We start from the raw sequence: 21,816 nt of genomic DNA on the forward strand, positions 1-21,816 counted from the left end.
GCCCTGCCCCTTGCCGTGATCGGTCGCGGCCTGATCGGCGCAGCCGCCGCGCGGCATCTGGCGCGCGGCGGGCAGGACGTTGTGCTTATCGGCCCCGACGAGCCGCGGCAGATGGCCGATCACCGGGGCGTTTTCGGCAGCCACTACGACGAAGGCCGCATCACCCGCAGCCTTGACCCCGCGCCGTTCTGGAGCCGGGTCAGCCGCGCCTCGATCGCGCGCTATGCCGGCATCGAGGCCGAGAGCGGCATCGCCTTCTACACCGAGCGCGGCGTGCTCATGGCCGGGCCGACAGGCAGCCCCGCGATGGCGCGCATCGGCGAGGTGGCGGCGCGCGACGGGGTGGAGTGCGCGCGCCTGGACGATACCGGGCTGGCCGCATGCTTTCCCGACTTCCATCTGCCGCCCGGCACCGAGGCCTGGCACGAGCCACGCCGCGCCGGGCATATCAGCCCCCGCCGCCTGGTCGCGGCGCAGACACGCGCGGCAGAGCGTGCAGGGGCGCGGGTGATCGCCGCACGCGTGCTGGCCATTGACGAGCGCGCGGATGGCGTGACCATCCGCCATGAGGGTGGCGAGACCGAGGCCGCGCGCGTGCTGGTGGCCGCCGGGGCCTATACCGGCGCGCTCACGGGCGGGGCGGTGCCGCTCTCGGTGATGGCGCGGACGGTGGCGTTTTTCGAGGTAAGCGAAACGCAGGCCGCGCGCCTGACCGCGCTGCCGCCGCTCATCTATCTGCACGCGCATGGCGACGGCCCCTACCTGTTACCGCCGATCCGCTATCCCGATGGGCGCTGGTATCTCAAGCTGGGTGGCGATAGCGTGGATGTGCCGCTCTCCTCCCCTGCCGAGATCAACGACTGGTTCCGCTCGGGTGGCAACCCGACGGTGGCGCGCGAGCTTGACGCGCAGATGCGCGCGTTCATGCCGGGGCTGCGGATCGAGGCCACGCATCACGCCGCCTGCGTCACCAGCTTTACCCCCGAGGATCGCGCGCGCATCGCCCCGATATCGGAGCGGGTTGCCGTGGCCACGGCGGGCTGTGGGCGGGGCGCGAAATGCTCGGACGAGTTGGGGCGGCTGGGGGCAGAGGTCATCCTTGGCCATGCGCTGCCCGATTGGGCCACGGCGGGCTGACCACGCCGCGCGGATTTTTTCCCGCGCAGGCAAATATGTCTTGCGTGACTCAGGACATGGCCCTAAGTGCGATTCCATAGACGCCAACGCACGCGCCTCTGGCCGGTGGGACATCCACCCGTGTTTACGTAGCGACGGTAACGTCTCCTTTTGGAACTGGTCGGGTGAAAGCCCGGGTCTTGATCGGAGATGACCATGAACGCCTACGTAACCCCCGTCGCGGGCGGCGATGCCGTTTTCGCACCTTCCCCCCTCGTTGATTTCATCCGCGCCAATGCGTTCGACCGCCCGACGCTGGTGGTGTCGCGTGATATCGTGGCGCAGAATTACCGCGCGCTGAAATCCGGCCTTGGCCGCGCCGATATCCACTATGCCGTCAAGGCCAACCCGGCGCGCGAGGTGATCGAGGTTCTGATCGCCGAGGGCAGCCGGTTCGATGCCGCCTCGCGCGGCGAGATCGAGCTTTGCCTCGGGCTTGGGGCGAAACCCGCGCATATCTCGTTCGGCAACACGGTGAAACGCGCCAGCGACATCGCCTTCGCCCATGCCGCCGGGATCACGCTTTTCGCTTCTGACAGCGAGATGGAGCTGGAAAAGATCGCCCTCAACGCGCCCGGCGCGCAGGTCTATATCCGCCTGCTGGTGGGGGCCACGGGGGCCGACTGGCCGCTCAGCCGCAAGTTTGGCTGCGCGCCCGAGCGCGCCGTGGCGCTGATGGATCAGGCCGTCTCGCTGGGTCTGGTGCCGGTGGGCCTGTCGTTCCACGTAGGCTCCCAGACGCGCCGCGCCGCGATGTGGCGCGAGACGCTGGACCGTGTGGCCGAGGTCTGGGCCGAGGCGCGCGCCGCCGGTCACGCGCTCTCGCTCATCAATATCGGCGGTGGCTTCCCGGCCTTTTACGGTGACGAGATCGCCGCCCCCGAGAGCTATGCCCGCGAGATCATGGCGATGGTCGAGCCGCGCTTTCCCGGCGCTACCCGCATTATGGCCGAGCCGGGGCGCGGCATGGTGGCCGAGGCCGGCATGATCGCCGCCGAGGTGCTGCTGGTCAGCCGCAAGTCCGAGGATGACCTGTGCCGCTGGGTCTATCTCGATATCGGCCGCTTTTCGGGGCTGGCCGAGACCGAGGGCGAGGCGATCCGCTATCAATTCCTGACCGAGCGCGAGCATGAGGCGACGGGGCCGTGCATCCTTGCCGGGCCGTCCTGCGACAGCGCCGATGTGCTTTATGAAAAGCGCCCGGTGGCGCTGCCGGTGGGCCTGCGCGCGGGCGACCGGATCATCATCCGAAGCTGCGGCGCCTACACGTCGAGCTATTCCTCGGTGGGCTTCAACGGCTTTCCGCCGCTGGATGTGCTGGTGATCTGAGCGGGACCGCGCTCACTAACGGAAACTCGAAAAGTTTCCGGTTCGGAAAATTTCAAAATTCCGACATTTCTCTTTCCAGACCGCCCCGAAACACGGGTTTCGGGGCGGTTTCATGTTTCACCCGAAAACCCGCGTCAGCGCCGCGTCGGTGGCCGAAACAAGTTGGTCGATATCGTCGCGCGTGGCAATCAGCGCAGGCGAGTAGCACAGCGTGTTGTTGAAACCCGGAAGCGAGCGGTTGGTGGCCCCGATGATGACGCCATTGGCCATGCAATCGGCGACCACGGCCTGAACCATCTTTTCCGGTGCCGGTTCCTTGGTGGTGCGGTCTGCCACCAGTTCGGCCCCCAGAAACAGCCCCTTGCCGCGCACATCGCCGATCACGGCGTGACGGTCCTGAAGCGCGCGTAACTGGTCGAGCATATACGCGCCCATCGCATTGGTGTTCTCCAGCAGCCCCTCCTCCTCGATGATCGCCATATTTTCCAGCGCGGCCGCAGGCCCCGCCGTGCAGCCGCCGAAGGTGGAGATATCGCGGAAATAATTCATCGGATCGGCGGCATTGTCGCGGAAGAGATCAAACACGCGCTCATTGGTCACGCAACAGGCGATGGCGGCGTAACCGCTCGCCACGCCCTTGGCCATGGTCACGAAATCGGGCTCCACCCCGTAATGCTGATATCCGAACCAGGTGCCGGTGCGGCCGACGCCACACACCACCTCGTCGATATGCAGAAGGATGTCGTATTTGCGGCAAATCTCCTGCACGCGCGGCCAGTAGCCTTCGGGCGGGACAATGACGCCACCGCCCGCTGTCACCGGCTCCAGACACAGCGCGCCCACGGTATCGGGGCCCTCGCGCAGGATCACCTCTTCGATGGCATTGGCGGCGGCGACGCCGTAAGCTTCGCCCTCCAGATCCCATTGCGCGCGGTATTCAAGGCAATGCGGCACCCGCACGAAGCCGGGTGCGAAGGGGCCGTATTGTGCATTGCGCTCGTCCTGCCCGCCCGCCGAGAGACAGGCCAGCGTCGTGCCGTGATAGTCGCGGTCGCGGTAGAGAATCTTGTGTTTCTTGCCGCCATACCGCTTGTGCGCTATCTGGCGGACCATCTTGAACGCCTTCTCGTTCGCCTCCGAGCCGGAATTGGTGTAGTAAACCCGGCTCATCCCCGGCATTTTCGAGATCAGTTTCTCGGAGAACATCGCACCGGGAATGGAGCCTGCGGAGCCCGCGAAATAGGGAAGTTGAATGAGTTGGTCGCGCACCGCGTTGGCGATCCGCTCGCGCCCATAGCCCACGTTGACCGTCCAGACCCCGCCCGAGACGCCGTCGATATGCTCGCGGCCCTTCTGGTCCCAAACGCGCATCCCGCGCCCTTCGACGATGATGCGCGGATCGGCCTTGGGGTCGGTCCCGGTCCAGGGGGCGTGCTGGATCAGGTGGTGCCAGACATGGGCGCGGTCGGCCTCGACCACGCGAGAGATGTCATTGTCGAGAATTTTTCCGTCCATGAGAAGGCTCCATTGCGCATAGGCCCGACCCGCGCGTGCGGTTTCAAGCAAACAGATCATAAACCCGATCTCGCCGCAAATGCAGGCGGATCAATAGGGCCAAACACCGCCATTCTCTAAGGCCAGCCTGTCGCGTGACATTCGCGCGGCACGCTCAGAAGGTTGAAAAGTCTCTGAAAACAGCGGCGCATGAAACCGGACCGCTGTCTTTGCACCTGATCGAAACCCTCTTTTCCAAAATACTGAAATCTCACTACGCTCTGGATTCAGGCGTTGATCGGCCAACGGCAATCGGGTTCACTTTGCCACGCGGTGCGGTGACAGGGCCGGTTAACGCCCGAGAAGAGCGGCAAAGGCCGCCGCGCATCTGGCACGAAAGCGGGGCACCCCCGCCTCATTTGACCAACGGGAGACCGACAAGATGACACTCAAGGCAAAACTGGTTTCGGCCACGTTCGGCGCGGCGCTGCTTGGCGGCGCGGCAGGGGCACAGGAACTCAACGTGGCCTATTTCCTCGAATGGCCGATGCCGTTCCAATATGCCAAGGAAACCGGCATGTATGAAGAAGCGCTCGGCATGAAGGTGAACTGGCGCGCGTTCGATACCGGCACCGCCATGAGCGCGGCCATGGCCTCGGGAGATATTCACCTGTCGGTGAGCCAGGGCGTGCCGCCCTTCGTGGTGGCCGCGAGTGCGGGGCAGGATCTTCACGTGCTCGACGTGGCGGTGAGCTATTCGGACAACGATAACTGCGTCGTTGCCGAGGCGCTTGAGATCGACAAGACCAACGCGGGCGAATTGGCGGGCAAGAAGGTCGCCGTGCCGCTGGGCACCGCCGCGCATTACGGCTTTCTCAAGCAGATGAACCATTTCGGCGTCGATATCGCGACGATGGATGTGGTCAATATGGCCCCGCCCGAGGGCGCGGCGGCGATCGCGCAGGGCGCGGTTGACATGTTCTGCGGCTGGGGCGGCTCGCTGCGCCGCGCCAAGGAGCACGGCAACGTGCTGCTCACGGGGGCGGAGAAGGAAGAGCTTGGGATTCTGGTCTTTGACGTGACCTCCGGCCCCTCGGCCTATGTGGCCGAGAACCCCGATGTGGTGGCCACCTTCCTCAAGGTGACGGCAGAGGCCAACGCGATGTGGGCCGACCCGGCCAACCGCGACAAGATGCTGCCGGTGATCGCCAAGGATAGCGGCATGGATGTCGAAGCAACGGCGGCGACCATCGACACCTTCGTTTTCCCCACCGTCGAGGATCAGCTCAACGCCAAATGGCTCGGCGGCGGCGCGCAGGACTTCATGAAAGGCGTGGCCGAGGTATTTGTCGAGGCAGGCAGCATCGACTCGGCGCTCGCCACCTATGAAAGCCACGTCAATATCGGCCCGCTGGCGGCCAGCAAGGGGATGTGATCCCCTAAGCGCGCAAGGGCCTGTCCGGCGTGACCGGGCAGGCCGCCTGCGTCCGCGATGCATCGCAATACAGAGGGGGCGGCATGTCGACACTGTCGATTGAAAACATATCCATGCGGTTTGACCTGCCAAATGGCGATCATGTGCAGGCGTTGCAGGATGTCTCGCTTGATCTGCAAACCGGCGAATTGATGAGCGTGCTTGGGCCGTCGGGCTGCGGCAAGACCACGCTTCTCAACATCCTCGCGGGCTTTCTCGCGCCGACCGAAGGGCAGATCACCCTCAACGGGCACAGGGTGACCGGTCCCGGTGCCGAGCGGGGCATGGTGTTTCAGCAAGGCGCGCTGTTTGAATGGATGAGCGTGCGCGACAACGTGAGTTTCGGGCCGCGCATGGCGGGCAAGCGGGAAAAGGACTGGGCCGGCACCGTCGATCATCTGCTCGACGTGGTGGGCCTTCAGGATTTCAAGCAAAAGGCGGTGTATGAGCTGTCCGGCGGGATGCAGCAGCGCGTGGCGCTGGCGCGGTGTCTTGCGAATGACCCCGACGTGATCCTGATGGACGAGCCGCTTGGCGCGCTCGACGCGCTGACGCGCGAAAAGATGCAAGGGCTGGTGCTGCGGCTCTGGAAGGAGACCGGCAAGACCATCATCCTCATCACCCATTCGGTCGAGGAGGCGCTTTTGCTGGGCGAGCGCCTGCTGGTCATGGCCCCACGACCGGGCCGCATTCACAAGGAATACCGCCTACCCTTTGCCGATGACGGCGTGGGCCGCGACCTGCGCGAGGTCAAGAAAAACCCCGAATTCGGGGAAAAGCGCGAGGAAATCCTGTCGATGATCTGGGACATGGAAGAGGAAATCATGGGCCGCACAGAGGAGGCGGGCGCATGACCATCCTCCTCATTTATATCGCGATTTTCGCGGCGGCGTTTTTCGTGGTCCGGTTCGGGGTGCGCAAGGTCCGGCAAATGCAGGATTTGACCTCGCTCAAGACCGTCACCTTCGGCGATGAAAGCGCGGTGCGCCCGGATCGCTGGGCCTCTGTCATCTCGGTGCTGACAATTTTCCTGCTCTGGGGGGCGTTCACCGGATCGAAATGGGTGCCCGTTCACGCCCCCGGCCCGTTCGTGGGCGATGCCGAGTTCACCTATACGCTCGAGGCCCCCGACGGCGCGCGCGACGATGCCACCGTGTTCGTGCGCGTGTTCAATGTCGGCGAAGAGGTGCAGCGCCCCGACATCGCGCCGGGCGACGGCATGGCCAAAAATGACGCTTCGGCGGTCGGCGCGTGGCGGTCGGACCTGATCCTGATGGACAAGAACGACGAGGTGAGCCGCAAGGAGGGCGCGCGCGTCGTGGCAATCGACGGCACCCCGGTGAGCGCGGGCGGCACCGTCTCTGTGGCGGCGGGAAAGGTCGTGGTCACCGACAAGGGCGCGCTCAACTTCACCCCCGCCAAGGGGATGCAGATGGAGCCGATATGGCTGCCCCCGCCCGAGGCCGTGGTCACACGCCTGGGCGAGATCGCAAGCGAGGGCTATCAGAATTTCACCCTGTGGGAGCATCTTTACTGGTCGCTCTACCGCGTCATCGTGGGCTTTGCGCTTGGGGCCGCCGTGGGCATTCCGCTGGGCTATGCGATGGGCCTCAGCGACTGGTTCCGCGGCTGGTTCGATCCGATCGTGGAATTCATGCGGCCGGTGCCACCGCTCGCGCTTATCCCACTGGTCATCATCTGGGCGGGGATCGGCGAATCGGGCAAGATCATCCTGCTGTTTCTCGCCGCGCTCTGGATCATGACCATCTCGGCGCGCGCGGGCGTGTCGGGGGTGGCGATATCCAAGGTCCATGCCGCCTATTCGCTGGGCGCGTCGAAATGGCAGCTTTTGCGCCATGTCATCGTGCCCAATTCCCTGCCCGAGATATTCACCGGCGCGCGCGTCGCCATGGGGGTGTGCTGGGGCACGGTGGTGGCCGCCGAACTGGTCGCCGCCGAGAAGGGCGCGGGCATGATGATCATGGTGGCCTCGCGGTTTCAGCTCACCGATATCGTGCTGATGGGGATCATCCTGATCGGGATCATCGGCTATGGCATCGACATCGCGATGCGCAAGGCCGAGAATTGGCTGGTGCCGTGGAAGGGGCGGGCGTGAGGCGCGTGGTGTTCGGTTGAATACGGCGTGTATCTCCTGTATGCTCTTGCCATACACGAGAGGTCGGCGCCGATGTCATCCGTTCCCTACACCATCCGCCTCGATGACGCGCTCAAAAGCGCGCTTGAGCACGAAGCGGCACTGGATCAGCGCCCGCCAGCGCAGCTTGCGGTGCGGGCCATCCGCGCGATGGTCGAAGGACGGCAGGCGAAACGGGCGGCGATTGAAGCCGCGTTGGCCGAGACCGATGAAGGATGGTTCATCTCCCAAGAGGCCATGGCCGACTGGATGGATAGCTGGGACACCGATACCGAGACACCGCCGCCTGCGCCGGATATCACCCCCGCGCCGCGATGAGGATTGTCTTTACCCGGCAGAGCGCCCGCGATCTGCAATGGTTTCGCCATTACTATCGCTCGGTTTTTCCCGAGGGAGGGGCAAAAGCGCGCGCGCATGTCAATGCAACGGTCCGAACGCTGTCTGCCAATCCCTATTGCGGCCAACCGAACGAGGCCATCGTGGAGGTGCGTGAATTGTCGATCCCGCGCACGCCTTTCCTCCTCATCTATCGTGTGACACCAGAGCAGATCGAGGTGCTGCGCCTTTGGGACACGCGGCAGGGGGGCGGCATCTGATCGCGGTTTGATCCGTGTCAGAGACCTGTGATGCGCAACCGGTAAGGATTACCCCGGACAACAGGCTCGAAGGATCGCCCCATGACTGCACCGCTTGACGGCGTGACCGTTCTTGATCTCACCCATGTTCTCGCCGGGCCGTTTGCCTCGCTCACGCTCGGTGATCTGGGTGCGCGAGTGATCAAGGTGGAGCGCCCCGGCACCGGTGACGATACCCGGACCTTTCCACCCTTCAAGGATGGGGCAAGCGCCTATTTCGTCGCAATCAACCACGGCAAGCAGTCCATCGCGCTTGACCTCAAGGCCGAGGCCGACCGCGAGATATTCGACGCGCTGCTGGCGCGCGCCGATATCGTGCTGGAGAATTACCGCCCCGGTGTGATGGAAAAGCTGGGCTATGGGTGGGAGGCGCTCCATGCCCGCCACCCGCGCCTCATTTATGGCGCGGTCAGCGGCTTTGGCCATACCGGCCCGGATGCAGAGCGTCCGGCCTATGACATGGTGGTGCAGGCGCGCGGCGGCGTCATGTCGATCACCGGCGAGAAAGACCGCGAGCCGGTGCGCGTGGGCGCCTCGATCGGCGATATCGTCGCGGGGATGTATCTGGTGCAAGGCGTGCTGGCGGCGCTTCTGGATCGCGACAAGACGGGGCTGGGGCGCAAGGTGGATGTGGCCATGCTCGACAGCCAGTTGGCGATTCTCGAACATGCGGTGGCGATCACCACTACCACGGGGGTGGCCCCCGGCCCCTCGGGCGCGCGGCACCCCTCGATCACCCCGTTTGAAACATTTCATGCCGCCGACGGCCTGTTTGTCATCGCGGCGGGCAATGATGCGCTTTTCGCGCGGCTTTGCGATGTGCTGGGCCTGCCGATTGCCCGCGACCCGCGCTTTGCCACCAATCCGGCGCGCTGCGAGAATGCGCGCACCCTCAAGCGGCTGATCGAGGCGATCACGCTTGACCGACCCAAATCGCACTGGATCGAGCGGCTGGAGGCCGCAGGCGTGCCCACCGGCCCCATTCAAACCGTGGCCGAGGCGCTGCACGACCGCCAGATCCTTGCGCGCAACATGGTTGTGGACGTGCTGGGGCCAGACGGTCAGCCCGCCTTTGTGGCGGCGGGCAATCCGATCAAGCTGAGCGGGATGGCCGATCCGGCAACGCGCGCCCCCGCGCCCGCGCTCGATGGCGATCGTCAGGCGATTGTTAACTGGTTGCAAAAGGATGTGAACGACGTGTGACGCGCATTGTGCAGGGGCCGGGTCGGGCCTAGACTCGGGACATGGATGAAACAGCCATGTCACCACCGAGCCTACCCGCGCCTCCGCCGCTCAAACTTGGGGTGTTGCGCACGCTTTGGCGGCTCGCGCTTATCGCGGCGCTCGCGGTGGCGCTGCATTTCCTGTTCACATGGGCCGAGGCGTGGATCACCCGCAACGATTACGGCTGGGCCATGCCGGGCCTATTGGCGCTGGTGCTGGTGATCTATGCCGTGCTCATCGCCATTCCCTTTGTGCCGGGGGTCGAGATCGGGCTTTCGGTGCTAGCGGCAGGCGGGGCGGATATCGCGCCGCTGGTCTGGCTTGCCACGACGACGGGGCTGACACTGGCCTATGTGGTGGGCTGCACCGTGCCGCTTGGCTGGCTGCGCAGGGTGCTTACCGACCTGCACCTGACCGGTGCGGCGCAGCTTGTGGCGCGCTTCGAGGCACTGCCGCCCAAGGGGCGCGTGGCCTTTGTTCAGACCCTTCTGCCCAAGAAATATTGCGGCTGGATCGTGAAATACCGCTACGTCAACCTTGCCGTTCTCATCAATATTCCCGGCAATTCGGTCATCGGCGGCGGGGGCGGCATCGCGTTCGTCTCGGGGCTATCGGGGATGTTCCGAACCCCGCTGACGATGCTGACCATCGCGCTGGCGACGGCCCCTGTGCCGCTGGCGATCTGGCTTTTCGGGCTGCAACTTCCCTGGGGTTGATCCTTCCATGCCGCGCCCGGGCGGATTTCTGACGCTTGCGGGCTGTCGGGCGCGCGCCTATGGCTTATGTTCCGCCAAAGCGCAGCAAGGAAACCGCCCCCATGACCACCGATCCCCTCGTTGTCTTTACCCCCTCGGGCAAGCGTGGCCGCTTTGCCATCGGCACGCCGGTTCTGACCGCCGCGCGGCAATTAGGCGTCGATCTTGATTCGGTCTGCGGCGGGCGCGGCATCTGCTCCAAATGCCAGATCACGCCGGGCTATGGCGAGTTTTCCAAGCATGGCGTGACGGTGCAGGCCGATGCCCTATCGGAATGGAACAGCGTCGAGGCGCGCTATGACGAGAAACGCGGGCTGAAACCGGGCCGCCGTCTGGGCTGTCAGGCGAAGGTGATGCGCGATGTGGTGATCGACGTGCCACCCGAGTCACAGGTTCACAAGCAGGTCGTGCGCAAGGCCGCCTCGGCGCGGGTGATCGAGATGGACCCGGCCACCAAGCTCTATTTCGTCGAGGTGGACGAGGCCGACATGCACGAGCCCTCGGGCGATTTCGAGCGGCTGGCGCGCGCTTTGAGCCGTGAATGGGGGATCGAGGGCATCCGCGCCGATCTGTCCCTGCTCTCAAAACTGCAACCCGTGCTGCGCAAGGGAAAATTCCAGGTTACCGTGGCGCTGCATCGCGGCCATGCGGGGGACGCGGCGCAGGTGCTGGAGATCTGGCCGGGGCTGCACGAGAGCGGGCTTTACGGCCTCGCCATCGACCTTGGCTCCACCACCATCGCCGCGCATCTGACCGATCTGGTGACCGGCGAGGTCACGGCCAGCGCGGGCATCATGAACCCGCAAATCCGCTTTGGCGAAGACCTGATGAGCCGGGTGAGCTATGCCATGATGAACCCCGGCGGCGACAAGGAGATGACGGCGGCGGTGCGCGAGGCCATCGACACGCTGGCAGGCGAGATTGCGCGCGAGGCGGGGATCGAGCCGTCGCTCATCGTCGAGACGGTGTTTGTCTGCAACCCGGTGATGCACCATCTTTTGCTGGGCATCGACCCGGTGGAACTGGGGCAGGCCCCCTTTGCGCTGGCCACCTCGCAGAGCCTGTCGCTAGGCGCGAAAGAGCTGGACCTGAACACCCTCAACCCGCGCGCGCAGGTCTATATCCTGCCCTGCATCGCGGGCCATGTGGGGGCGGATTGCGCCGCCGTCGCGCTCAGCGAAGAGCCGGGGAAATCCGAGGATCTGGCGCTGATCGTCGATGTGGGCACCAACGCGGAAATCCTGCTTGGCGACAAATCCCGCGTTCTGGCCTGTTCCTCGCCGACTGGCCCAGCCTTTGAAGGCGCGCAAATCTCGTCGGGGCAACGCGCAGCACCCGGTGCCATCGAGGCGATTCGCATTGATCCGGTGACCAAGGAGCCGCGTTTCCGCGTGATCGGCTGCGACAAGTGGTCGGATGAGGCGGGGTTTTTCGACGAGGTGGGCGTGGGCGGCATCACCGGCATTTGCGGCTCTGGCATCATCGAGGCGGTGGCGGAATTGCGTCTTGCCGGACTGCTGGACGAAAGCGGGCTGCTCGGCTCGGCCGAGGCCACCGGCACGGCGCGCATGATCCCCGAGGGGCGCACCCACGCCTATCTGATCCACGATGGCAGCGCCGAGGGCGGGCCGCGCATCACCGTCACGCAAGGCGATATCCGTGCCATTCAGCTTGCGAAATCCGCGCTTTACGCGGGCGCGCGCCTGCTGATGGACGAGCGCGGCGTGGACCGCGTTGACCGCGTGGTGCTGGCCGGGGCGTTCGGCGCGCATATCTCGGCCTTGCACGCGATGGTGCTGGGCATGATCCCCGATGTGCCGCTCGACAAAGTGACATCGGCGGGCAATGCCGCTGGCACGGGCGCGCGCATCGCGCTTTGCAATGTCGCGGCGCGGCGCGAGATCGAGCGCGTGGTGGGCGAGATCACCAAGGTGGAAACCGCCATCGAGCCGAAATTCCAGGAGCATTTCGTCGCCGCCAACGCGATTCCGCACAAGACCGACCCGTTCCCCGAGTTGCGCAAGATCGTCACCTTGCCCTTGGTCGGCTTCAACACCGGCGGCGATGGGGGCGCGGAGGGTGGACGCCGCAGACGCCGCCGGTGACGGGCCTGCAACGCACGGAAAGGCCGCTCAGCTTGCCTCTTGCACGGCATCCACGAGCCGCGTCATCACCCGGTCGAGCATACCGGGATCGACCGCCTCGGCCATCACGCGGATGAGCGGCTCGGTGCCCGATTCGCGGATCAAGAGCCGCCCGTCGCTACCCAGGTCGCGGGTGGCCTCGGCCATTGCGGCCTGCACCAGATCGGTCTTGAGCGGCGTCTTGCCCTCGGCAAAGCGCACGTTGACAAGGCGCTGCGGCACCGGCTCGAACACCTGCGCCAGTGTGCTGGCCTTTTGCCCGGTCTCGACCATGGCGGCGAGGAATTGCAACGCGCCGATGAGCCCGTCGCCGGTGGTGGCATAGTCGGTCATGACGATATGGCCGGATTGCTCGCCGCCAAGATTGTGCCCGCCCGCGCGCATCGCCTCGACGACATGGCGGTCGCCCACCGGCGTGCGCTTGAGCGCGATGCCCTGTTCTGCCAGATGCCGCTCCAGCCCGAGATTCGACATCACCGTGGCCACCAGCGTATCGCCCGCCAGCCGTCCCTCGCGCGCCCAGCGCGTGGCGATGAGCGCCATGAACTGATCGCCATCGGCGACGCGGCCCTGTTCGTCGATGAGCACCACACGGTCGGCATCGCCATCAAGGCAGATGCCGAGATCGGCACGCGTCTCCAGCACCTTGCGCGCGGCGGTCTCGGGGCGGGTGGAGCCGCAATCGAGGTTGATATTATAGCCATCGGGTTGCACGCCAAGCGCGATCACCTCGGCCCCCAATTCCCAAAGCACCTCGGGGGCGGTGCGATAGGCGGCCCCGTTGGCGCAATCAACGACGATACGCAACCCGCCAAGGCGGCGGCGGTCGGGAAAGGTGGTCTTGGCATATTCGACATAGCGCCCACGGGCGTCGTCCACGCGGCGGGCACGGCCGATATTTTCCGGGGCCGACGGGGTGACGCCGTCATTCAGCAACCGCTCGATGCTCGCCTCTGCCTCATCGCTGAGCTTGAACCCGTCGGGGCCAAAGAGCTTGATGCCGTTGTCTTCGGCGGGGTTATGGCTGGCCGAGATCATCACGCCGACATCGGCGCGCAAGCTATGGGTGAGATAGCCGATGGCGGGCGTCGGCACCGGTCCGAGCAGGAACACATCCATGCCGGTCGAGGTGAACCCGGCGGTGAGCGCGTATTCGAGCATGTAGCCCGAGCGGCGCGTATCCTTGCCGATCACGACGCGGTGCTCTTTCTTGTCGGTGCGAAAATAGCGCCCCGCCGCTGCGCCAAGGCGCAGCGCCATATCGGCGGTCATCGGCCATGTGTTGGCCCGCCCGCGCACACCGTCGGTGCCGAAAAGTCGCTTGGCCATGTCTGACCTCCTGAAAATGACTGGCTTTAATGCTCTCGGCGCATCTCATACCGCGCGGGCGCGCGCCTGTGCAAGCCTGTCATGCCGCGCAGTCAGCGCGCGGGCGGCGCGATCTGGCCCCAGAGGTCATAGTCGCCCGCCTCGTCCACCTCGACGGTGACGATATCACCCACTGAGAGCGCGCCGGTATCCTCGTCGATGAAAAGGTTGCCGTCGATCTCGGGCGCGTCGGCCCAGGTGCGGCAGGTGGCGATGCCCTCGTCGTCGATCTCGTCCACGATCACCTCAAGGGTGCGCCCGATCTTGGCGGCAAGCTTCGCCTCGGAAATCGCCTGCGCCTTAACCATGAACCGTTCCCACCGCTCCTGCTTGATCTCTTCCGGCAGGTGGTCCGGCAGGGCGTTGGAGCGGGCCCCGGCGACGTTTTCATATTTGAAACAGCCGACCCGGTCGAGTTGCGCCTCATCGAGCCAATCGAGCAGCGTCTCGAATTCTGCCTCGGTCTCGCCGGGGAAGCCGACGATGAAGGTGGAGCGCAGCGTGATATTGGGGCAGATGCCGCGCCACGCCGCGATCTCGTCAAGCGTGCGCGCCGCAGCCGCGGGACGGGCCATGCGTTTGAGCGTGTCGGGGTGGGCGTGCTGGAACGGGATGTCGAGATAGGGCAGCACCAGCCCCTCGGCCATGAGCGGGATGAGGTCGCGCACATGCGGGTAAGGGTAGACGTAATGCAGCCGCACCCACGCGCCGAGCGACCCCAGATCGCGCGCCAGATCCGTGATATGGGCGCGGTGGCCATTCGCCTCGGCATGTTTGATGTCAACGCCATAGGCGGAGGTGTCCTGAGAGATCACCAGCAATTCCTTCACGCCGCTTTCCACCAGCCGTTCGGCCTCGCGGATCACCGCATGGGCGGGGCGGCTGACAAGTTTCCCGCGCATATCGGGGATGATGCAGAATTTGCACTTGTGATTGCAGCCCTCGGAAATCTTGAGATAGCTGTAATGGCGCGGGGTAAGGCGCACGCCCGAGGCAGGCAGTAGATCAACGAACGGATCGGGCGAGGGCGGCACGGCGGCGTGCACCGCGTCAAGCACCTGCTCATACTGGTGTGGGCCGGTGACGGCGAGCACGCGGGGATGTGTGCCGGTGATATAGTCCGGCTCGGCCCCCAGACAGCCGGTGACGATCACCCGGCCATTTTCCGCGAGCGCCTCGCCGATGGCCTCGAGGCTTTCGGCCTTGGCGCTGTCGAGGAACCCGCAGGTGTTGACGATGACCGCATCCGCGCCGGAATAATCGGGCGAGATGCCATAGCCCTCGGCCCGGAGCCGGGTGAGGATGCGCTCGCTATCCACCAGCGCCTTGGGGCAGCCCAACGAGACCATGCCGATGGTCGGCTGGCCGCTGCGGGGCGTGTCGGTCAGGCGCGCGCGCGGCGCGAGATCGGGGCGGAGGTTGGGCGGGTTCTGCGACATTTCCGCCTCATACCGCCTGCACGGGGCAGGGGAAAGAGAATTGCGCAGGACCGCGATGGAGGCGCGGCGACTTGATCTCGATCAAGCCGACGGGCGCGGGGCCGTGCATAGTGGCCCCGCTCCACAAGAGATATTCCTCATGCGCTGCCACGGAGGACCGACCGCCGCAAATGCCGCGCCACAACCGACCTGCCCGCATCTGCGCCCATTGCCGCCGAAACCCGTCCCGCGACCGGACCGGGTGTCGCTGCTGTCCTATTTCATGCGATTCCGCGAAGATATCCTGTCGGCACAGCCCGCGAGGCTCTGCCGCGCATGGATGGCCGAGTTTCGGACGCCGTTTTTCACCTCTTTCCTGTGCAACGATCCCGAGCTTTTGGACATGGTCCTGAACCGGCGGCCAGAGGATTTCCCGAAATCCGCCCGCCTTGCCGACGGGATAGCCCCGCTCTTGGGCCATGCGATCTTTATCACCAACGGCGCGCAATGGGCGCATCAGCGCCGCATCAGCGCCCCGGCATTCGCCAGCGGGCAGCGGCGCTGGCCTGGACGCTCTATCTTGTGGCGCTCTATCCCGAGTGGCAGGACCGCGCCGCCGCCGAGGCGCGGGCCGTGATCGACCCCGAGAAGATCTATTTCTCGACCGGCTCAAGGCTGCGACAGGCGCGCGCCATCTTTCGCGAGGCGATGCGGCTTTATCCGCCGGTGCCGATCTATCTGCGCGAGGCGGCGCGCAAGGCGTATGTCCCATTTTCCGCCGGTCAGCGCGTGTGCCCCGGATCGGCCTTTGCCATGATCGAGGCACCGCTGATCCTGGCCATGATCCTGCGCAACTATCGCCTGCCCCCCGCCCCCGACCGCAGGCCGGTGCCGGTGGCGCAACTAACGGTGCGCGGCAAGGAGGGCATCTGGCTATGCCTCACCCCGCGCGACAAGGAGGTATCATGACCCACCCCAAAGCCCCCGCCGCCTGGCCCTACTGGATCACGCTGAGTTTCGTGCCGCTGGTCGTTCTGGCGGTGCTCAATGGCGGGTGGTGGATCGCGCTGATCCCGCTCTGGGGATGGGGGGTGATGCCGCTGCTCGATCTCGTTTTCGGGCGCGACCTGAGCAATCCCGACCCCGACACCCCGGATGCGGATCTGTTCTGGTTTCGCCTGCTGACATGGATATGGTTCCCCATCGAGGCGGTGCTGGTATTCATGACGATCTGGTATCTCACGCAGGTCTCTGCCGCGCTGGTCCTTGAGAAGCTGGCGGTGACGTTCGGCATCGGCGTGACCACCGGCACGGTCGGGATCGTCTATGCGCATGAATTGTTTCACAAGGCGAACCGCGCCGAGAGGTGGCTGGGCGATCTGCTCCTGGCGATGGTGCTTTATTCGCATTTCCGCACCGAGCACCTGCTTGTGCATCACCCCCATGTCGGCACCCCGCGCGATACCGTCACCGCGCGCTATAACGAGGGGTTCTTGCGGTTTTTCCCGAGGGTTCTGGTGCAGGGCCCCCGCTCTGCCCTGCGCGCGGAGCGGGCCTTGCTGCGCCGCGCCGGACGCAGCGCCTGGGACCGGCGCAACCCGTTCTGGCGCTATGCCGCCTTGCAGGGGGCGGCGTTAGGGCTGGCCTATGCGCTCGGGGGCTGGGCCGGGGTCGGGCTCTTTGCCTTTCAGGCGCTGGTGGCGGTGTGGCAACTGGAACTGACCAATTATGTCGAGCATTACGGCCTGACCCGGCGGCACCTGGGGGGTGGCCGATACGAGCCGGTCGGCCCGCAACATTCGTGGGATTCGACGCATCGTGTCTCGAATCTTCTGCTCATCAACCTGCAACGCCATGCCGATCACCATCTGCACCCGATGCGGCGCTTTCCGCTGTTGCAATTCTACGATGCCGCGCAGGTGCCGCAATTGCCCACCGGCTATCCGCCGATGACGGCGCTGGCGATGATCCCGCCCTTCTGGCGGCGGCTGATGAACCCGAAGGTGCGCGCCTGGCGCAAGCGCCATTATCCCGATATCACCGATTGGGCGGCCTACAAGGCCGGCACGCTGCCGGTGCCCGAGGGGGCGGTCATACGCGCAACCGTGTCGCCAATCACGGATAAATCCTTGTGTTTGGTAGGCCCGGAGGGATTGAGCATATCCAGCGGAATCAATCGTTTGCGCTGGCGACACGTCTATTCCCTGCCATTGAAAACATTGGCAAAAATTCCAGTTTGGCGAACCTTTTTAGACATGCCGGGGGCATGGCATGAGCGGCGCGGGCGACAACCGCCTGCCCACCTTGGCCAAAGAGGTGGCGGGGCTTCACCGCGAGATCGGCCAGCACGCCAACGCCATGGCCGAGAAGGCATTGCAGGCCGGTGCGGCGCTATCCGAAGCAAAGGAGCTTGTCAGGCACGGCGGCTGGGCTGGCTGGCTGGCCGAGGCTGGCATTAACGAGCGAACCGCGCGCCGGTATATTCGCGTCTGGCGATCCGGGCTAAATCGGACACTGGTGTCCGATTTGGGCGGCGTTACGGCTGCGCTGGCTTTCCTCAAACAATGGCAAATGCCCGGTCCCGATGAGGCATTGCACGTGGAGGTGGGCGAGGGTGAAAGCTGTAATTTCGCGTTCGTCTGGCGCGATGAGGGCAACCCCGACCATGTGGTAATTGCCGCGTGCATCGGGGACCAGAGCATCCGCACCAAGCGCCCCATGATCCCATGGACAGACGTGCCCGGACACCAGCCCGTTGATACCGTTGCGGCTTGGCTGGAGACGCATGGGCTTGGCCCCGCGTCGGACTGGCAAGTCTCAACATGCGATCTGCGCTTGGCCCGGACTGTCATCAACCCGCTGGTGTGGTTCGCCATGGTCGATGAGAACAAGAGCCGCACCGCCAACTTGGCGGACTGACCCACCGCGCCCCAGCATCATGGGCGTGGTGCTGGAGCGTCAACCCACCGGAGCAGACCGGCCAGACCGGGCATATCCCACCGACCTGCCCTAGCCTTTGACCGTTGAGCGACATCAACGGGCTTATGACGATCCGGGGACTTTTAACCCACCCCGAGCGGCAACGGCTCCTGCTAGGCCCGCTCAGAAACGCGACACTATAACCCACGTGGCACGCGCTCAGGAAGAAGGCGCATGACCCGGGACCGCACCGGCGCAGAGCTGCAAAGGGCGGGCTGAGTGAAAAGCTCAGGGGAAGGCAGGCTGGCCCCCGATACAGGGCATCGCGTGGATACGGATCGAGGCAGCGCAGGGCCTTTCCCCAAGACAGGCCGCAAGGGCTTGTTCGCTATGCGGGGGGAAGGAGCGGGTGCAGGTCGTTTCGTCATTGCCAAACTAAACCGTTTAGTTTAGATTAAACACATGAAGCTGATCGAGCGAAACCACATTGCAACGGGCAGTCCGGTTGACGCGCTGGACTTGGCCGATCACTTGCGCGTCGAGCTGGCCGAGGCGAGCAACGCCATGCGCTACGCAAGCGCGGCGGCTGACGAGATCGAGCAGCACGCGGCGCTGGCCCTGCTGGCGCAAGAGATCGTGGCACTGTCCACCAGCTGGCCCGGTGCTGTCCTGTCCCTGCCCATTGGCCCGGTGGACGCGGGCGAGGTTCCCACCGTCGAGCAGATCGAGCTGGACGGCAGCGCCACCGCGATCACCACGGGCTGGACGCTGCAACACGGGCGCTTCCCCACCATCACCTTTGAGACCGAACCTGTCGGCCCTATCCGCGTCACCTACACGGCAGGCTATGGCGCAGATGAAACGGCACTGCCCCGCGACCTGTCTCTGGCAATCCTTGATCAGGCAATCAGGCTCTATGACAAGCGCGGTGACATGGACAACTCCCCCGGCTTGGCCCCGTCCACCGCAAGGATATGCGCGCGATACAGGCGCGTGAGGATGGCGGCTTGATGCAGCGCGCGGCCACACATCAACGGCACTGCGTGGCCCGCTCTGGGGCGCTGTGTGCGCGTCTGGTCCCAATGCCGAGACTTTCGCCTCAGACTGAAACCGGTGGTGATACTTTCCTTTTCGCGCTGTGCGGGCAGGTGACGCCATGAAGGATAGCACCCTCGCAATTCGGTTTCTGGAGACGCTGGAGGTTCCGCAAGGCCCAAAGGCGGGGCGCAAGTTGAAACTGGCACCCTTTCAAAAGCGGTTCGTTCGGGGCGCTCTGGACAAGAGCGTCAACACCGGCGTTCTGTCTGTCGGGCGTGGCGCGGGCAAGTCGGCCCTGTCGGCTGGTCTGGCGCTTGGGTCATTGCTGGGGGAATGGGACGATCAGCCGTCGCGTGAGGTTCTCATTGCGGCGCGGACGCGAGATCAGGCGCGGATTGCGTGGGACTTTGCGGCGCAGTTCGCCATGGGCTTGCCCGAGGATATTCAGGAGCGGTTGACGTTCCGGCGTTCCCCGCGTCTGGAGATTGAGTTCGAGGACGAGCGCGGCAGTCATTTCCTGCGCGCCATTGCGGCAGAGGGGCGCAACGCTCTGGGCACTGCCCCCACACTGGTCTTGATGGACGAGCGCGGGCACTGGCCAGCGGATCGGGGCGACGATCTGGAGCACGCTTTGCTGTCGGGCTTGGGCAAGCGCGGTGGCCGGTGCCTGATTATCAGCACATCGGCCCCGGATGATAGCCACCCGTTTTCGGTTTGGTTGGACGAGGAACAAGAGGGCGTTTACCGGCAAGAGCATAGGCCACCCCCCGGCTTGCCTGCGGATGATCTGGAAAGCCTGAAACAGGCCAACCCCGGCGCGGTGGCGGGCATCGGTTCATCGCTGGAATGGCTGCAAGGTCAGGCGCGGCGGGCCATAGCGCGGGGCGGTTCGACCCTGACGAGCTTTCGCCTGTATAACCGAAACGAGCGTGTGAGCGGCGAAACCCGCGACCTGTTGCTGACGGTTGACGAGTGGTTGAATTGCGAGGCGTCGGAGCCACCCCCGCGCGAGGGGCAATGCGTGATCGGCATCGACCTGGGCGGCAGTGCCAGCATGAGCGCGGCGAGCTTCTACTGGCCGACCAGCGGGCGCTTGGAATGTCTGGGCACCTTCCCCAGCACCCCGTCGCTGGCAGATCGTGGCGCGTCGGATGGCGTGTCGGGCCGGTATGTCGAGATGAGCGAGCGCGGCGAGCTTTCCACCCTTGGCGAAAAGACAGTGCCGGTTGCGGCATGGCTGGGCGAGGTGATGCGCCACGTCGAGGGCGAGCACGTCGCGGCCCTGATCATGGACCGATACAAACAGGCCGAGCTTGCCGAGGCTATCGAGAAGGCCGGTATCCATGCCCCTCTGGTCTGGCGCGGCATGGGTTTCAAGGATGGCGGCGAGGATGCGGAGCGATTCCGGCGCGCGGCCTATGACGGCAAGGTCAGGACGGCCCCGTCGCTGTTGCTGCGTTCTGCGTTCGCGGATGCGGTCTGTCTCAGAGACCCGGCCAACAACATCAAGATTGCGAAGGCCCGGAGCAAGGGCCGGATTGACGCGGCATCGGCCACCGTTCTGGCCGTGGCCGAGGGGCAGCGGATCATGTCGCGCCCCACCAGACAAGCGAGGATGGCATGGGCATGACACGGGCTATCGGTTCGGCGCTGGACCGGCAGATACAATTTCAGCGGGCGACGAAAACCCCTGACGGGTTCGGCGGGTTCGTCTGGAGCTGGTCAGATTACGGCGATGTGATCCCGGCGCTGCGGCAGGATGTGCGCGACCGTGAGACCATGGAAGCGGGCGTGTTTCGTGAGCGGTCCCTGATCCGGTTTCAGGTGCGCAGTTCCGAGTTCACGCGGGGCATCACGGCAGATGACCGGATCGAGCACGAGGGCCAGCTCTGGGGCATCGTCGGCATAAAGGAGCCGATGGCAGGCCAGCGGCGGCAGTTGCTGGAGATCACCGTCGAGGGGCCATTGCTATGACCAAGCGACCGGGCAGATGGGCGCTTGTGCGCAGGGAATGGCAGGCGGTGCGGCACGCGGTGCTGGAGCGTGACAACTGGCAATGCCAGCACTGTGGCGCGCGGCGTCGGCTGGAGGTTCACCATGTCAAGCGCGTGGCCGATCACCCCGAGCTGGCGTTTACCCCGTCGAATTGTCTCACCCTGTGCGGTCCCTGCCACACCAAGGAAACCAACAAGGAATTGGGGCGCGTCCCTGATCCGAAGCGCCAAGCGTGGCGCGAAGCGGTGGCCGAGCTGGCCACGAAACCGATCGAGCGAAAAGGAGAAATCAATGCTTGATTCAGTGAAGATCCAGCGTCGGCAGTCGGAAATCCGGCAGGCGCTGGCCGAGCTGGCAGGGGCTGAAACCCTTGACCAAGAAACCCGTGGCAAGATGGACGCCATGGATCAGGAATATCAGGACAATGAGCGCAAGTTTCGCGCGGCCCTGATCAATGAGGATGAGCAGCGCCAAGAGGCCAAGGGCGAGTTGGAAACCCGTTCCAGCCGCGAGTGGTCCGAGATGATGGCCGGATTCGAGATGCGCCAAGTTGCGCTCTATCTGGACGAGGGAAAGCAGATCGAGGGCCAGACGGCAGAGATCGTGCAAGAGCTGCGTTCGGCTGGCGGGTTCCGTGGCATCCCGGTTCCTTGGCAGGCGCTGGAGCAACGCGCGGGCGAGACGGTGGCCGG

At 65.1% G+C, this 21,816-nt stretch carries 20 protein-coding genes and 1 pseudogene; 18 read left to right on the forward strand and 3 right to left on the reverse strand.

Annotated elements, in window-relative coordinates; translation table 11 throughout:
- Positions 1–15 precede the first annotated feature (15 nt).
- Together ABIE58_RS08950 and ABIE58_RS08955 are read left to right on the forward strand one after the other, a co-directional pair.
- Entirely contained in the window at positions 16–1,137 is a 1,122-nt protein-coding gene (locus tag ABIE58_RS08950; RefSeq protein WP_354544354.1) for an NAD(P)/FAD-dependent oxidoreductase, read from the forward strand.
- Between the two features lie 189 nt (positions 1,138–1,326).
- Positions 1,327–2,505, forward strand: coding sequence for a type III PLP-dependent enzyme (locus tag ABIE58_RS08955; RefSeq protein ID WP_502950079.1), 1,179 nt, complete (start codon positions 1,327–1,329; stop codon positions 2,503–2,505).
- A 117-nt stretch (positions 2,506–2,622) separates the two neighbouring features.
- Here ABIE58_RS08955 and ABIE58_RS08960 read toward each other — a convergent pair whose 3' ends face one another.
- Complete coding sequence (locus ABIE58_RS08960; RefSeq protein WP_354544356.1) at positions 2,623–4,020, reverse strand: aminotransferase family protein; 1,398 nt, start codon at positions 4,018–4,020, stop codon at positions 2,623–2,625.
- A gap of 421 nt (positions 4,021–4,441) precedes the next feature.
- Here ABIE58_RS08960 and ABIE58_RS08965 point away from each other — a divergent pair, with 421 nt between their 5' ends.
- The 8 genes from ABIE58_RS08965 to ABIE58_RS09000 all read left to right on the forward strand — a co-directional run bounded on the left by ABIE58_RS08965 (position 4,442) and on the right by ABIE58_RS09000 (position 12,347).
- Positions 4,442–5,434 (forward strand): taurine ABC transporter substrate-binding protein, encoded by a 993-nt coding sequence (locus tag ABIE58_RS08965; RefSeq protein WP_354544357.1) that lies wholly within the window; start codon positions 4,442–4,444, stop codon positions 5,432–5,434.
- Positions 5,435–5,517: 83 nt separating this feature from the next.
- Positions 5,518–6,327 carry a taurine ABC transporter ATP-binding protein gene (locus ABIE58_RS08970; RefSeq protein WP_354544358.1) on the forward strand — a complete coding sequence of 270 codons (810 nt, stop codon included), beginning with the start codon at positions 5,518–5,520 and terminating at the stop codon, positions 6,325–6,327.
- Positions 6,324–7,589 (forward strand): ABC transporter permease, encoded by a 1,266-nt coding sequence (locus ABIE58_RS08975; RefSeq protein WP_354544359.1) that lies wholly within the window; start codon positions 6,324–6,326, stop codon positions 7,587–7,589. The genes ABIE58_RS08970 and ABIE58_RS08975 overlap by 4 nt, the downstream gene beginning before the upstream one ends.
- 72 nt (positions 7,590–7,661) lie before the next feature.
- A complete protein-coding gene (locus tag ABIE58_RS08980; protein WP_354544360.1) occupies positions 7,662–7,946 on the forward strand; it encodes a CopG family ribbon-helix-helix protein in 285 nt (94 codons plus the stop codon).
- Complete coding sequence (locus ABIE58_RS08985) at positions 7,943–8,224, forward strand: type II toxin-antitoxin system RelE/ParE family toxin (protein WP_354544361.1); 282 nt, start codon at positions 7,943–7,945, stop codon at positions 8,222–8,224. The genes ABIE58_RS08980 and ABIE58_RS08985 overlap by 4 nt, the downstream gene beginning before the upstream one ends.
- 81 nt (positions 8,225–8,305) lie before the next feature.
- The gene (locus tag ABIE58_RS08990; protein ID WP_354544362.1) at positions 8,306–9,466 is read left to right on the forward strand and encodes a CaiB/BaiF CoA transferase family protein; all 1,161 of its coding nucleotides are present in this window, start codon (positions 8,306–8,308) and stop codon (positions 9,464–9,466) included.
- Between the two features lie 56 nt (positions 9,467–9,522).
- Positions 9,523–10,203 carry a hypothetical protein gene (locus tag ABIE58_RS08995; RefSeq protein WP_354544363.1) on the forward strand — a complete coding sequence of 227 codons (681 nt, stop codon included), beginning with the start codon at positions 9,523–9,525 and terminating at the stop codon, positions 10,201–10,203.
- A 101-nt stretch (positions 10,204–10,304) separates the two neighbouring features.
- Positions 10,305–12,347, forward strand: a complete 2,043-nt coding sequence (locus ABIE58_RS09000; protein WP_354544364.1) for an ASKHA domain-containing protein — start codon at positions 10,305–10,307, stop codon at positions 12,345–12,347.
- Positions 12,348–12,374: 27 nt separating this feature from the next.
- Here the strand turns inward: ABIE58_RS09000 and glmM are convergent, their stop codons facing one another.
- Both glmM and rimO read right to left on the reverse strand, forming a co-directional pair.
- On the reverse strand, positions 12,375–13,715 hold the full coding sequence (gene glmM / locus ABIE58_RS09005; protein ID WP_354544365.1) for a phosphoglucosamine mutase: 1,341 nt from the start codon (positions 13,713–13,715) through the stop codon (positions 12,375–12,377).
- 92 nt (positions 13,716–13,807) lie between these two features.
- The gene (rimO, locus tag ABIE58_RS09010; protein ID WP_354544366.1) at positions 13,808–15,193 is read right to left on the reverse strand and encodes a 30S ribosomal protein S12 methylthiotransferase RimO; all 1,386 of its coding nucleotides are present in this window, start codon (positions 15,191–15,193) and stop codon (positions 13,808–13,810) included.
- 486 nt (positions 15,194–15,679) lie between these two features.
- Between rimO and ABIE58_RS09015 the strand changes: the two genes are divergently transcribed.
- The 8 genes and pseudogenes from ABIE58_RS09015 to ABIE58_RS09050 all read left to right on the forward strand — a co-directional run.
- Positions 15,680–16,141 carry a cytochrome P450 gene (locus ABIE58_RS09015; RefSeq protein WP_502950080.1) on the forward strand — a complete coding sequence of 154 codons (462 nt, stop codon included), beginning with the start codon at positions 15,680–15,682 and terminating at the stop codon, positions 16,139–16,141.
- Positions 16,138–17,631, forward strand: a complete 1,494-nt coding sequence (locus tag ABIE58_RS09020) for an alkane 1-monooxygenase (RefSeq protein ID WP_354544367.1) — start codon at positions 16,138–16,140, stop codon at positions 17,629–17,631. The genes ABIE58_RS09015 and ABIE58_RS09020 overlap by 4 nt, the downstream gene beginning before the upstream one ends.
- Complete coding sequence (locus ABIE58_RS09025) at positions 17,531–18,091, forward strand: DUF3102 domain-containing protein (protein ID WP_354544368.1); 561 nt, start codon at positions 17,531–17,533, stop codon at positions 18,089–18,091. The genes ABIE58_RS09020 and ABIE58_RS09025 overlap by 101 nt, the downstream gene beginning before the upstream one ends.
- A gap of 462 nt (positions 18,092–18,553) precedes the next feature.
- Positions 18,554–19,102 (forward strand): head-tail connector protein, encoded by a 549-nt coding sequence (locus tag ABIE58_RS09030; RefSeq protein WP_354544369.1) that lies wholly within the window; start codon positions 18,554–18,556, stop codon positions 19,100–19,102.
- 145 nt (positions 19,103–19,247) lie between these two features.
- The gene (locus ABIE58_RS09035; protein ID WP_354544370.1) at positions 19,248–20,759 is read left to right on the forward strand and encodes a terminase TerL endonuclease subunit; all 1,512 of its coding nucleotides are present in this window, start codon (positions 19,248–19,250) and stop codon (positions 20,757–20,759) included.
- A complete protein-coding gene (locus ABIE58_RS09040; RefSeq protein ID WP_354544371.1) occupies positions 20,756–21,103 on the forward strand; it encodes a head-tail adaptor protein in 348 nt (115 codons plus the stop codon). The genes ABIE58_RS09035 and ABIE58_RS09040 overlap by 4 nt, the downstream gene beginning before the upstream one ends.
- A complete protein-coding gene (locus tag ABIE58_RS09045) occupies positions 21,100–21,423 on the forward strand; it encodes an HNH endonuclease (protein ID WP_354544372.1) in 324 nt (107 codons plus the stop codon). Before ABIE58_RS09040 ends, ABIE58_RS09045 begins: the two co-directional genes overlap by 4 nt.
- Positions 21,416–21,816 (forward strand): annotated as a pseudogene (locus ABIE58_RS09050) (phage major capsid protein); the annotation flags it as partial. The gene ABIE58_RS09045 and the pseudogene ABIE58_RS09050, both read left to right, overlap by 8 nt.

The sequence above is a fragment of the Roseovarius sp. MBR-78 genome (assembly GCF_040547535.1).
Taxonomy (GTDB): domain Bacteria; phylum Pseudomonadota; class Alphaproteobacteria; order Rhodobacterales; family Rhodobacteraceae; genus Roseovarius.